This is a genomic window from Roseovarius sp. MMSF_3359 (assembly GCF_030733385.1).
In the GTDB taxonomy this organism is placed as follows: domain Bacteria; phylum Pseudomonadota; class Alphaproteobacteria; order Rhodobacterales; family Rhodobacteraceae; genus Roseovarius.
Genome location: NZ_JASHJC010000004.1, coordinates 166,205 through 178,933 on the forward strand (window position 1 = coordinate 166,205; position 12,729 = coordinate 178,933).

The 12,729-nt window shown below is 61.3% G+C and carries 13 protein-coding genes; 6 read left to right on the forward strand and 7 right to left on the reverse strand.

Going from position 1 to position 12,729, the window contains the following annotated elements; all coding sequences use genetic code 11:
- Window positions 1–112: 112 nt before the first annotated feature.
- Window positions 113–1,066 carry a radical SAM protein gene (locus RBB29_RS07755; protein WP_306114002.1) on the reverse strand — a complete coding sequence of 318 codons (954 nt, stop codon included), beginning with the start codon at window positions 1,064–1,066 and terminating at the stop codon, window positions 113–115.
- 180 nt (window positions 1,067–1,246) lie between these two features.
- Between RBB29_RS07755 and zwf the strand changes: the two genes are divergently transcribed.
- From zwf to pgi, 3 genes are read left to right on the forward strand one after another with little or no spacing between them, the layout of a single operon-like run.
- The gene (gene zwf, locus RBB29_RS07760) at window positions 1,247–2,701 is read left to right on the forward strand and encodes a glucose-6-phosphate dehydrogenase (protein WP_306114003.1); all 1,455 of its coding nucleotides are present in this window, start codon (window positions 1,247–1,249) and stop codon (window positions 2,699–2,701) included.
- The gene (gene pgl / locus RBB29_RS07765; protein ID WP_306114004.1) at window positions 2,698–3,369 is read left to right on the forward strand and encodes a 6-phosphogluconolactonase; all 672 of its coding nucleotides are present in this window, start codon (window positions 2,698–2,700) and stop codon (window positions 3,367–3,369) included. The genes zwf and pgl overlap by 4 nt, the downstream gene beginning before the upstream one ends.
- A gap of 9 nt (window positions 3,370–3,378) precedes the next feature.
- Window positions 3,379–4,983 (forward strand): glucose-6-phosphate isomerase, encoded by a 1,605-nt coding sequence (gene pgi, locus RBB29_RS07770; protein ID WP_306114122.1) that lies wholly within the window; start codon window positions 3,379–3,381, stop codon window positions 4,981–4,983.
- A gap of 139 nt (window positions 4,984–5,122) precedes the next feature.
- On the opposite strand, the gene RBB29_RS07775 is transcribed toward pgi, so the two are convergent.
- Window positions 5,123–5,620 carry a fasciclin domain-containing protein gene (locus tag RBB29_RS07775; protein ID WP_306114123.1) on the reverse strand — a complete coding sequence of 166 codons (498 nt, stop codon included), beginning with the start codon at window positions 5,618–5,620 and terminating at the stop codon, window positions 5,123–5,125.
- Window positions 5,621–5,773: 153 nt separating this feature from the next.
- On the reverse strand, window positions 5,774–6,199 hold the full coding sequence (locus tag RBB29_RS07780; RefSeq protein ID WP_306114005.1) for a cupin domain-containing protein: 426 nt from the start codon (window positions 6,197–6,199) through the stop codon (window positions 5,774–5,776).
- Between the two features lie 234 nt (window positions 6,200–6,433).
- On the opposite strand from RBB29_RS07780, the gene RBB29_RS07785 reads away from it, so the two are divergent.
- Complete coding sequence (locus tag RBB29_RS07785; RefSeq protein ID WP_306114006.1) at window positions 6,434–6,709, forward strand: glycine zipper 2TM domain-containing protein; 276 nt, start codon at window positions 6,434–6,436, stop codon at window positions 6,707–6,709.
- 354 nt (window positions 6,710–7,063) lie between these two features.
- Here the strand turns inward: RBB29_RS07785 and eno are convergent, their stop codons facing one another.
- The 3 genes from eno to RBB29_RS07800 form a co-directional block, all read right to left on the reverse strand.
- Window positions 7,064–8,338 carry a phosphopyruvate hydratase gene (gene eno, locus RBB29_RS07790; RefSeq protein ID WP_306114007.1) on the reverse strand — a complete coding sequence of 425 codons (1,275 nt, stop codon included), beginning with the start codon at window positions 8,336–8,338 and terminating at the stop codon, window positions 7,064–7,066.
- Between the two features lie 96 nt (window positions 8,339–8,434).
- Complete coding sequence (locus tag RBB29_RS07795) at window positions 8,435–9,304, reverse strand: DMT family transporter (protein ID WP_306114008.1); 870 nt, start codon at window positions 9,302–9,304, stop codon at window positions 8,435–8,437.
- 83 nt (window positions 9,305–9,387) lie between these two features.
- Entirely contained in the window at window positions 9,388–9,801 is a 414-nt protein-coding gene (locus tag RBB29_RS07800; protein ID WP_306114009.1) for a Fur family transcriptional regulator, read from the reverse strand.
- A 356-nt stretch (window positions 9,802–10,157) separates the two neighbouring features.
- Here RBB29_RS07800 and RBB29_RS07805 point away from each other — a divergent pair, with 356 nt between their 5' ends.
- A complete protein-coding gene (locus tag RBB29_RS07805) occupies window positions 10,158–11,474 on the forward strand; it encodes a DEAD/DEAH box helicase (RefSeq protein WP_306114010.1) in 1,317 nt (438 codons plus the stop codon).
- A 166-nt stretch (window positions 11,475–11,640) separates the two neighbouring features.
- Here the strand turns inward: RBB29_RS07805 and RBB29_RS07810 are convergent, their stop codons facing one another.
- The gene (locus RBB29_RS07810) at window positions 11,641–12,018 is read right to left on the reverse strand and encodes a VOC family protein (RefSeq protein ID WP_306114011.1); all 378 of its coding nucleotides are present in this window, start codon (window positions 12,016–12,018) and stop codon (window positions 11,641–11,643) included.
- A 39-nt stretch (window positions 12,019–12,057) separates the two neighbouring features.
- Here RBB29_RS07810 and RBB29_RS07815 point away from each other — a divergent pair, with 39 nt between their 5' ends.
- A complete protein-coding gene (locus RBB29_RS07815; RefSeq protein WP_306114012.1) occupies window positions 12,058–12,600 on the forward strand; it encodes a winged helix-turn-helix transcriptional regulator in 543 nt (180 codons plus the stop codon).
- Window positions 12,601–12,729 lie beyond the last annotated feature (129 nt).

The following is a 12,729-nucleotide window of genomic DNA, read 5'->3' on the forward strand; positions in this document are numbered from 1 at the left end:
CCCGGAGCGGAATGCAGGAGAAAAGTGGCGAAAGTTAGTCAGAACCGGCAGAGATATCACGGAATTGAATGATTGCGGTTTGAGGCCTGTTCAGACGCACCACGAACCCGGCTCAGGCTGAGCAGCTCGCGCCGCCAAGGACGCAGAATTTGGCGCAGTGCGGATGGTTTAACGAGACGTCGCGCTCGGCCTCGGCCAGCGTTGTGCCAAGCTCGAACTCCGGGGCGTAGGGCAGGAGGGTACAGGCCAGAACAGCTGGTGTCGCGGCCCCTTTGCGTTTCACCACCATGCGCGACGACGCACACATCACCGCGTCGGGGGACTTGCCCAGGATATCCCAGCAGGCTGTGGTGATCTCCGGGACCTCGGCGGTTTCGTCCATCTCGGGGAAAAGCACCGTTTCGCCGGGATTGTCGGCGTCGATCTCAAACCCATGCCGGGCATAGAGCGCGCGGTAGCCGTCGCGCGATTGGGCGTCGGTTTCACCCCAGACGGTACGGCCCGCGACGGCCATGCGGATGCCGTTATCGCGCAGCCATTCCATGCCTTCGACCGTCCGGCGAAACGCATCCTTGCCGCGCTCCTTGTCATGCAGGTCCTCTGACCAGTGATCGACCGAAATGCGCAAGGTGAGCTTGTCGCGATAGGCCTCGGCCAGTTCAAGCAATCCGGCGCGCACGGATTTGCGCATCATCGGACGCATCGCGTTGGTCAGGATCAGCACGTCATACCCCCGCTCCAGCGCCGCACGGGTCATCGCGTTCATTTCGGGGTTCATGTAAGGTTCGCCGCCGGTAAAGGCGATTTCGCGGATGGGCCAGCCGCGCTCTTCGATCTGATCGAGGTAGTCGCGCACCTCATCGGCGGTGATATAGACCAGCCGGTCATTGCTGGGCGAGCTTTCGATATAGCAGTTCAGGCATTCGATGTTGCAGAGCGTCCCGGTGTTGAACCAGAGCGTCTCCGGATGGCTGAGCGCAACGGTTGCGCGGGTCTGCCCGTCAGCGGTGACCGCCGGGTCCTGAAATTTCCCGGCATTGGCCAGGTTCGCAACCGTGTCTTTCATCTTACTACCCGATATTCCTGCGCTTTTCGGCTTATCGCGTCATTTCCGGTAAGGGAAGCGCGCGAAAGGATACTGACACCATTGTGAACAGCCATGAGCGTGTTAGAGTTGCGCTTGCGCCATGGGTTTCGCGACCTGCGGGGCGATTTCGGCGGGGCAGAATAACGGCAGGAGTGTCACATGGTTTCGCGTATCATTCCGGTGGATCCGGCCGATCTGGTGATCTTTGGCGGTACCGGCGATCTTGCCCGGCGCAAGATCCTGCCCGCCCTTTTCCGGCGCTATTGTGCCGGTCAGATTGGTGACGAATCCCGCGTGATCGGCGCGTCGCGGACCGAGATGGACGACAAGGGCTTTCGCAAGATGGCCTCGGACGCCATTGCCGAATTTTCCGAGCATGAAGGCTGCGACATGGGGCGGCTCAAGGATTTCCTGGCGATGCTGCATTACGTCACGCTCGACGCGCGGGGCACTACCGGGTGGAAGGCGCTGGCCAAGCTGGTCAAATCCGACCGCATTCGGGCATTCTATTTCTCCGTCGGGCCGGGGCTGTTTGGCGACTTGGCCGAGCGGCTGCATAAATATGGCATGGCCGACAGCGAGTGCCGGATCGTGGTCGAGAAACCCTTCGGGCGTGACCTCAAATCCGCGCGTGAGTTGAACCGCGGATTGGCGCAACATTTTGACGAGACGCAGATTTACCGGATCGACCACTACCTGGGCAAAGAGACAGTGCAGAACCTGATGGCGGTCCGGTTCGGCAATATGCTCTTCGAGCCGCTCTGGAACAGCCAGTATGTGGATCATATCCAGATCACCGTGGCCGAAGAGGTGGGCGTTGGCACGCGCGGCGGCTATTACGACCGGTCGGGCGCGATGCGGGACATGGTCCAGAACCACATGATGCAGCTTCTTTGCCTCATCGCGATGGAGCCGCCCGCCAAGTTCGATCCCCATGCGGTGCGCGACGAAAAGCTCAAGGTGATCCGCGCGCTTGATCCGGTGAAGCCGGACAACATCGTGCGTGGTCAGTATGAGGGCGACGGCAAGCGGCCTGGCTATCGCAATCAGGTCGAAAACCGCGACAGCACCACCGAGACTTTCGTGGCATTGAAGGCGCATGTCAGCAACTGGCGGTGGGCCGGAACGCCGTTCTACCTGCGCACGGGCAAGCGGCTCAGGGAACGCGCGAGCGAGATCGCCGTGGTTTTCAAGGACACGCCGCATTCGATTTTCGAAGAGGACGCGGGCCGTCATCGCAACATCCTGACGATCAAGCTGCAACCCAATGAGGGGATCGAACTGGGCGTGACGATCAAGGAGCCGGGACCGGGGGGGATGCGACTTGTCGATGTGCCGCTCGACATGACATTCGCCGAGGTGTTGGGGCCGGATGATGCCGATTTTCCCGACGCCTATGAGCGGCTTATCATGGACGTGATCCGCGGCAATCAGACCCTCTTTATGCGCGGGGACGAGGTCGAGGCCGCCTGGGCCTGGACCGATCCGATTATCGAGGCCTGGGGCGACAGCCGCGAACTGCCGATCGCCTATGCCACGGGCAGTTCAGGACCGGATGACGCGCTGATGCTGATGCATCGCGACGGGCGCCGCTGGCGGGAGATCAAGGCATGAATATCATCGATTATGCGGACGAAGAGATGCTGGCCATCAACGTGGCCAATATCCTTGCGGGCAAGCTCACCGCGACGCTGGATCACGAGGAGCGCGCTTTGTTGGTGGTGCCGGGCGGGACGACGCCGGGGCCGATCTTCGATGATCTCTGCGACGCCGACCTCGATTGGTCCCGCGTTGATGTAATGCTGAGCGACGAACGCTGGGTGCCGGAAGTGCATGTGCGCTCCAACACCCGCCTGATCCGCGAAAGGCTGCTGACCGGCCGGGCCGCCAAGGCGCGTTACCTGCCGCTTTATGCCAAGGCCGAGACACCGGAAGAGGTGCTGCCGGAGCTTGAGGCCAACATCACGCCGGACCTGCCGATTTCGGTCCTGCTTCTGGGCATGGGGGCGGATATGCACACGGCGTCGATGTTCCCCGGCGCGGACCGGCTCGAAGAGGCGCTGCGGCGTGATGCGCCCATTTTGGTGCCGATGCGGGGCGGTAGCGCGCCCGAGCCGCGGATCACCCTATCGGCGCGGGTGCTGAACGAGGCGATGTCGAAACACCTGGTCATCACCGGGCAACAGAAACGCGCGGCACTGGAACGCGCCCGCGGCCTGCCGCACGCGGAGGCGCCGGTGGCAGCGGTTTTGTCGGACCTGACCGTGCATTGGGCGGCGTAAGGCATGACGATGTGGAATGATCTCAAGGCCATGGCGACCGAGGCGATGAAAGGCGATCTGGTTGAGCTCTTCGCCGATGAAGGCCGGGCCGAGGCGTTTAGCGTCCGGTTTGACGGGATGCTCTTCGACTATTCCAAAACCTACCTCACCGACGATATCCGCGCGGCGCTGATCGCGCTTGCAGAGGCCCGTGAGGTCGGCCACCGCCGCGACGCGATGTTCCACGGGGACAAGATCAACGAGACCGAAGACCGCGCCGTCCTGCACACGGCCCTGCGCAACCTGTCGGGCGGCCCTGTCACCGTAGATGGCACGGACGTCATGCCGGAGGTGCGCGCGACCCTCGACCGGATGACGGATTTCGCCACCCAAGTGCGCAGCGGCGCTTTCAAGGGCGCGGGCGGAGCCATCACCGATGTGGTCAATATCGGCATCGGCGGGTCGCATCTTGGCCCGGAGATGGGGACATTGGCGCTCGCGCCCTATCATGACGGGCCGCGCTGTCATTTCGTCTCGAACGTGGATGGCGCGGATATTGCCGATACGCTCAAGGGGCTCGACCCGGAAACGACGCTGGTCATCGTGGCCTCGAAAACCTTCACCACGATCGAGACCATGACCAACGCCCGCACAGCGCAGGATTGGATGGCGGCCGCCGTTCCCTCCCCGGGTGCACAATTCGCGGCCCTGTCCAGCGCCGAGGACAAGACCGCCGCTTTCGGCATCGCGCCCGAACGGGTCTTCGGGTTCGAGGATTGGGTCGGCGGGCGTTATTCGATGTGGGGCCCGATTGGCCTTGCGCTGATGATCGCCATCGGGCCGGACCGCTTCACCGACTTCCTGCAAGGGGCGGAGGCGATGGATGCGCATTTCCGCGACGCCCCGATGGACCGCAACATGCCGGTGATGCTGGCGCTGACGGGCATGTGGCATCACCAGGTCTGCGGATACGCAACCCGCGCGGTGCTTCCCTATGACCAAAGGCTGGCGCGATTGCCCGCCTATTTCCAGCAGCTTGAGATGGAGAGCAACGGCAAAAGCGTCACCATGAATGGCGATGCGGTCGATGGTCCGTCCGGACCGGTCGTATGGGGGGAGCCGGGCACAAATGGTCAACATGCGTTCTATCAGCTCATCCATCAGGGGACGCAGATCGTACCCTGCGAATTCATGGTGGCGGCCCGTGGCCACGAACCCGATCTTTCGCATCACCACACGCTCCTTGTCGCCAATTGCCTGGCGCAGTCAGAGGCGCTGATGCGCGGGCGGTCAATTGACGTGGCGCGACAGATGATGGCCGACAGGGGCCTTGAGGGTGACGAGTTGGAACGGCAGGCACGGCACAGGGTATTTGCCGGCAACCGGCCTTCGACCACGCTGATCTACGATCAGCTGACGCCAAGCCGTCTGGGGCAGATCCTGGCGCTTTACGAACACCGTGTCTTTGTCGAAGGGGTGATCCTCGGGATCAATTCGTTTGACCAATGGGGCGTGGAGTTGGGCAAAGTGCTGGCGACCGAACTAGAGCCCATCCTTGCGGGACAGCAGGACGGGGCGGCAAAGGACGGATCAACCCGGCAACTGGTTAGTTTCGTACAACAAAACATGGGATGATCCGTCCGCCCTGCGCCATTCTGGCAGCAAGACGGGCGGGCGATCTGGAAACCTGTAACAGAATACTCTTCCCCCCGAGATCGCCCACCCGAACCGGGATGCGTGCGTTTCGCACACCCCGGAATGACGAGGGTGCGGTTTACTTGGGAACCAACACCCCGTTGACGACGTGGATAACGCCGTTCGACTGATCGACATCGGCGATGGTGACCTTCGAAGCGTTGCCCGATTCGTCATAGATATAGACGTCGCCGCCCTTGACCTGCGCCGAGAGCGCGTCGCCCGAGACCGCGTTGAAATGATAGAATCCATCGGTACTGTTGCGGGCGGCTTCGGCAATCTCCGCGGCGGACCAGTCACCGGCGACCACATGGGCGGTCAGCACCTTTTGCAACATCGCCTTGTTTTCCGGCTTGAGCAGCGTTTCAACCGTTCCCTCAGGCAGCGCGGCAAAGGCGTCGTTGACCGGTGCAAAGACGGTGAACGGTCCGGCGGAATTCAACGTATCCACCAGGTCGGCGGCCTTGACGGCGGCGACAAGCGTAGTGTGATCCGCAGAATTCACCGCGTTTTCAACGATGGTTTTCTGCTCATACATCGGTGCGCCACCTACCATCGGGTTGGCCGCCATGGCCATGCCGGCAAGTGTCGTCAGTGCCGTCGCAAAGGTAATTTTCTTAATCGTATTCAAGGTCTTTCCTCCGGTTAAGGTCCCGGTTTCTCCGGGCCAGGTACCGACAGTCACGGGACCGGTTGAGGAAAAGTTTCAGTCCATGAAATTTTTTTTGGCTCACGCCTGGCGGGGAATGTCGAAACCCGGTTCAGCCAGCGTGAAGTGGTCGAATTGAAACCCGGGCGACACGGTACAGCCAACCAGCGTGTAGGCCCCGGTGCAGGTTGCCTTTTGCCAGTGGTTCGGCGGGATGATCACCTGCGGGTGCTCACCGGCCATGAGATCGGGACCCAACCGGACATCGCGCGCCGGTCCGGCCTCGGTCTCGGATATCGACAACACCAGTGGCGACCCGCGATAGAAATGCCAGATTTCGGCGGCATCAACCTTGTGCCAGTGGTTGTTCTCACCGCCCTGCAAAAGGAAATAGATACAAGTCCCCGCAGGCCGGCCCGCACCATCGGCCACCCAGGTTTCGCGGTAATGGCCGCCCTCTGGGTGAGGGGAAAGGGCCAGTCTCTCGATGATGTCGTGTGCGTCCATGGCGTGACGCTATCGCGTGATCACGGTGGGGGAAAGCAGGTTTGTCGCCGGGGTCAAGGATGCCGGGCAGGGGGCATCACAGCGTCTTTGCAAGGGTGCAGGCGCGATTTCGCTGCCCAATGCCCGGGATTTTCGCGGAATTTGGCCAGAAGTCAGGCGGGTTCCTGCCATGCGTTCCCCTGGACCCGATGCGCCCGCCATTTGAAGGCACAAGTCTGGAAAAGGAGCTTGAAAATGAAAAACTGGCGTATTTTGACCGCCGGAGCGGCGATGTTGGCCCTGGTCGGATGTGAAAACATGACTCAGGAGGGCCGGGTGGTCGCGGGCGCTGCGGGAGGGGCGGCGGCGGGCCTGATCGCGGCGGAGGCCTTTGATGCCGATAGCGACTGGAAGCTGATCTCGGCGCTGGCGGGGGCGGCTGCCGGCACCGTGGTGGCGCAGAACAATGCGCGTAACACCTGCGCCTATGCGCGGGGCGACGGCACCTATTACGAGGCGCCCTGCCCGTAGAGACCTGTACATGGACCCAAAAAAACAGGGTGCGCTCGCGCGCGCCCTGTCATTGATTTGTCGTGGTGCCGGTGGCGTGTCAGATCGCGCTAGGGCACGAACCAAGTGTACCGTCTACATCATGAACCGGGTCATCGGGTCCGCATTCCTGCCCGGAAACCGGATAGGTCTTGGGATCGGTACAACCTGACAACATGACCAGGACGAAAAATACGGAAACCAGCCTGTAAACCGCTGACATCGTTGGGTTCTCCTTTTGGAAATGGGGCGCAGGGCCCGTTACAAAAGGAGCGTATCAGCGGGGGTGAATCGCCACGTTGATCCCGGTCAAATTCCGGCGCAATTCCGACGGATTTAGCGCAGGATCGACCGCCCCGCATATTCGGCGGTTTCGCCCAGGGCCTCTTCGATGCGGATCAGCTGGTTATACTTGGCCAACCGGTCCGAACGCGCCAGGCTGCCGGTCTTGATCTGCCCGCAATTGGTGGCCACGGCGAGGTCGGCGATGGTCGCATCCTCGGTCTCGCCCGAGCGGTGTGACATGACGTTGGTCATCCGCGCGCGGTGCGCCATATCGACGGCCTTGAGCGTTTCGGTCAGAGAGCCGATCTGATTGACCTTGACCAGCATCGAGTTGGCGGCGCCACGTTCGATCCCTTCGGCCAGGCGGGCGGGGTTGGTGACAAAGAGGTCATCGCCCACAAGCTGCACCTTGTCGCCGATTTCCGCGGTCAGCGCGGTCCAGCCGTCCCAGTCATCCTCGCTCATGCCATCCTCGATCGAGATGATCGGGTAGTCGTTCACCAGGGCACTGAGATAGGCGACATTTTCATCCGGAGACAGGGATTTTCCTTCACCGGCAAAGACATATTTGCCGTCCTTGAAGTATTCTGTCGCGGCGCAATCGAGCGCCAGGTAAATGTCGTCACCCGCCTTGTAGCCCGCCTTGTCGATGGATTTGAGGATGAAATCGAGCGCCTCGCGGGTCGAGGCGATGTTGGGGGCAAAGCCGCCTTCGTCGCCGATCCCGGTGGAAAGCCCCGCTGCCGACAGCTCCTTCTTGAGCGTGTGGAACACCTCTGAGCCCATGCGTACCGCCTCGCGGATATTGCCTGCGCTCACCGGCATGATCATGAATTCCTGAATGTCGATCGGGTTATCGGCATGTTCGCCGCCATTGATGATGTTCATCATCGGCACGGGCAGGACGCGCGCCGAGGTGCCGCCGACATAACGGAAAAGCGGCTGCGCCGAGAAATCCGCCGCCGCCTTGGCGCAGGCCATGCTGACGCCCAGGATGGCATTCGCGCCCAGACGGCCCTTGTTGGCTGTGCCGTCCAACTCGATCATCGCCATGTCGATGGCCACCTGCTCGGTCGCGTCCATGCCCAGAAGGTCCTCGGCAATCTCGCCATTCACGGCTGCCACCGCTTCAAGCACGCCCTTGCCCATGTAACGCGCCTTGTCGCCATCGCGCTTTTCAACCGCCTCGTGGGCGCCTGTCGATGCACCCGAAGGGACCGCGGCGCGGCCCATGGTGCCGTCTTCGAGGATCACATCGACCTCGACCGTCGGATTGCCCCGGCTGTCCAGGATTTCGCGCGCGTGAATGTCGATGATGGTGCTCATGTTCGGTCCCTCGGATGGCAGTCAGATTTTGCCGGTGTCATAACAGGTGGGCGGGGAATGTAAATGCGACCTGCGGCAGCGCAGCGCGCGAAGCCGTCAGGCGGTCGATTTCAGCAACCGGCGTTCGCGGAGGATCGAGTAAAAGCCGCTGCCGATAATCAGCGCCGCACCGGTATAGGTCAGCCAGTCAGGGCGTTCACCAAAGATCGAAATGCCGATGATCAGTGAAAAGACCAGTCGCGAATAGCGAAACGGCATGATCGACGACACATCACCGATCCGCATCGCAGCGACAATCGCGTAATACCCCACGACGCTGAAGAGAAGCATGAAACCAAGCTGAACCCAGTTCTTCGCCGATGGCTGCACCGCGCCGCCGTCGATGAGGAGCAGCGCCGCGCCGATCAGGATGACCATCGCGAAAGCATAGCAGGAGATCTGCATGGACGAGACCTTCGCCGGTGTCTTGCGCGTAGACAAATCGCGCAGCGCCAGGCCCGCGACGCCGATCACCGCAAAGAGGGAGGCCGGTTGAAACCCTTCGAGGCCGGGCCGGATGATCAAGAGCACGCCAATGAATCCCACGACGATCGCGCTCCAACGGCGCCAGCCGACCTGCTCCCCCATGAAAAGGGCGGCCCCGAGCGTGACGCAGAGCGGCGTTGCCTGGATGATGGCGGCCACCGACGACAGCGGGATCAGCGTCAGCGCGGTTATATAACCGAACGCCGCGATCATTTCGCCCAGGTTCCGCAGCAGGACCGGCGTCATCAGGAAGTCGCGGGAAAACAGGCGATCGCCCTTGACCAGGCTGAACGCGCCGAAAATCAACGCGCCGCCAATGCCCATCATGAACAGGATTTGCCCGACGACGAGATCGGCGGACAGGAACTTGATGAAGGTATCTTCGAGCGCAAATCCGGCCATGGCCAGAACCATCAGGGCGCTGCCGCGTATGTTGTCCATGCCATCTCCGGGGGTGGTGACTGGCCACAGGCCTACGCCCGCGGCGCAGCTTTGGCAAGGGGACGCGGCCCCGGGGGCAGGCGTCAGTCCTTTTTCAGCGGCACACCGTAAAGTTCAAGCTTGTGACCCTTGAGCTGGTAGCCCAGCCGTTCGGCGATCTTTTCCTGCAGTATCTCGATCTCGGGGTCGACAAATTCGATCACCTCGCCCGTGTTCATGTCGATCAGATGATCGTGGTGATCGCGTTCGGCGTCCTCGTATCGCGCGCGGCCATCACCGAACTCCAGCCGGTCAATAATGCCCGCCTCCTCGAAGAGCTTCACGGTACTAAAGACAACGGCTACCGAAATCGCCGGGTCCCGGGCCTGAGCCCGTTGGTGCAATGCCTCGACATCGGGGTGATCGGCGGACGCCTCAAGCACGTCGGCGATGATCCGGCGGTGCGGTGTCATCTGCAGGCCCTTCTCCCGGCACCGGTTGATGATCGTGTCGGCCATGGGTTAACCCCCCTCGATCGCTGGATGCGGCATACCGGGATTTTGCAACGGTTTCCAGTCGCTTGGAAACCTTCTGTTGACTTCTGACCTGTAACCCACCATGTAGCGCCCAACCGACATTTCCTGCCGCGTGAGCAGAGATGCCGCCCGGAAAGAGGCGGCCACCGATAAAGCGAAATGTCGTCCATATGATCCCAAAATCACGCGTGGGGCCAAACGTCTGACCGGCCGGGGCGCGATGTTGCGCCTGGTGAGCGTGCAGGCGGAACCACGAATGCGACCCCTGAGGCCTTTGGCGCGGGGTCGAAAAGATGACGTCGTGCCGGCATGTGGCCGGTGCGCGTGAAAGGAACGAAGTGAATTTGTTTGCAGAAATGGGGCTTCCGGCCCCGCTGGTTAAAAAACTCAAGGCCATGGGCATCGAAGAGCCCACACCCATTCAGACCCATGCGATCCCGCATGCGCTCGATGGCAATGATGTCATGGGTCTGGCCCAGACCGGCACCGGCAAGACGGCCGCCTTTGGCCTGCCGCTCCTGGCGCAGTTGATGGAGATGCGCGGCAAACCCGAGGCGCGCACGGTGCGCAGCCTGATCCTGGCGCCGACGCGCGAATTGGCGGGGCAGATCCGCGATGCGTTGATGCCGATGGTCAAGGACACACCGATCAAGATCGGCGTCGTTGTGGGCGGTGCGTCGATCAATGCGCAGATCAAACGGCTGGAGCGGGGCACCGATGTGCTGGTGGCGACGCCGGGGCGCTTGCTCGATCTGCTGGACCGCAAGGCGCTGCGGCTTGATGCGACGCGCTTCCTGGTGCTCGACGAGGCCGATCAGATGCTCGACCTGGGCTTTATCCACGCGCTGCGCAAGATCGCGGGGCTGTTGCCGTCCGAGCGCCAGACGATGCTGTTCTCGGCCACGATGCCCAAGCAGATGGAAGAGATCGCGGCAAGCTACCTGACCCATCCCAAACGGGTGCAGGTCAACCCGCCGGGCAAGGCCGCCGACAAGATCGCGCAGTCGATCCATTTCATCGCCAAGGCTGAAAAACCCAACTTGCTGATCGAATTGCTGGACGCGCATCGCGACGAGTTGGCGCTGGTCTTTGGCCGGACCAAACACGGGTCAGACAAGCTCGCGCGCAAGCTGGAGGCGGCGGGATATTCGGTCGCCGCGATCCATGGCAACAAGAGCCAGGGGCAGCGGGAACGCGCGCTCAAGGCCTTCCGCGAGGGGCAGGTCAAGGTGCTGGTCGCCACGGATGTCGCCGCACGAGGACTCGATATCCCGGACGTCAAACATGTCTATAATTTCGACCTGCCGAATGTGCCGGAAAACTATGTGCACCGGATCGGGCGCACCGCGCGCGCGGGCCGGGATGGCATGGCCGTGGCCTTCTGCGCGCCCGATGAGATGGGTGAGCTGAAGGACATTCAAAAGGTCATGGGCATTTCGATCCCGGTTGCGTCGGGACGTCCTTGGGAAAAGCTCGAAGAGCCGGGCAGCAAACCCAAGGGCCGTGGCGGCCCGCGCCGCCGGTCCCGCAAACCGGGAGGCGGTAAGCCGCAGGGGCAGGGCGCTCATGCGCAGGGGCCTAAACCCGCGGGCAAACCCGGGGGCGGACGACCAAACAGACGCCGCCGCAACAAACCGCAGCGCAAGGCAGCATGACGATATTGCCCGCGACAAGGATCTACCTGTCGCGGGTTTTCTTCCAAACAACGTGACGCAAGAACGCCCGAAATCGCGAAGGGGAAGTTTGAACCCCCGTCGTTGCATGCTGGAGAATGCTTGAATGGCAGCTATGTCGACGATCGCCTGGAGCGGCCATCAACGATCATGATCCGCCGGTCAAATCCTCGGCGAGCATAAGTGCATTGCCATCGGGATCGTAGAAAGTTGCCGTCTTGACCATGCCTTCCACGACATCCGTCGGGCCATCGAATTTGACTTCGGCTTGCTCCAATTTCTGTCTTGCCGCGTCCAGGTCACTTACTCCAAAGACTGGTACGCAGTTGCCCGGCATAGGTTTGGTATGTTCGCCAAGGCCAATGGTGACGCCGCCCGTGTTCGTCCGAAGTTCCGACCACCCTGCGTCGTCTGCGTGGTAAATGGCCTCAAATCCCAACATGCTGTTGTACCACTCAGCACTGACGTGGCGATCCTTTACGGACATGGCAATCGTGATGTTTTCGTCGGGCGAAACAAGCGGCATCGGCTTTCCTTTTTGATTTATATATATTAACTATATTTTATGGACATACAGCTATTTGTCAATGTGACTTCAAGAGCTTGGGCAATACCCATTCTGTCAAACCTGCATGCAGGTGTTGCCGGGCGACAGGCCCCTTTGTTGGCTGCGACGGGGGCGAGTAGAACCGCATTCGCCCAAAGCGTCGATCACCTAATCAAGACAGGACTACTAGAACGAAACCCCGGTCATGGACATCCGCTGCGACCTGAGTTTCGCCTCACGCCACAAGGGGTTTCCGCTGCTGCCATCGCCAATAAAATTCATGTTGCCGCCGGTGACGCAGATCAAGACCTGCTCCGTAGATCCTGGACGTTACCCGTGCTGACGTCGCTCCACACACCGAGACGGTTCAGAGATATCAAGCGAGGCCTGCCCTCGATCACGGATCGAGCATTATCGCAATCACTGCAAACGATGGAAGGAAGAAGCTGGGTGCGTCGGAGCGTTGATGAGACCGCGCGCCCACCCACACCAATCTATTCGGCCGTGAATACTGGTGCCCTGATCAGTCAGGCGACCGCACAGGAAATCAGCTTTGTTTAGGGTCAGCGGATGACGGTATAACCCGCAAAGCGGGAGGCCAGAGCCGGTATGCAAAAAGTGTTCCGGGCGGAAGAGCCATAATTTCCGCCTTCAGCCGCCAACGGCTGAAGACAAAATTCATCGCGCTCA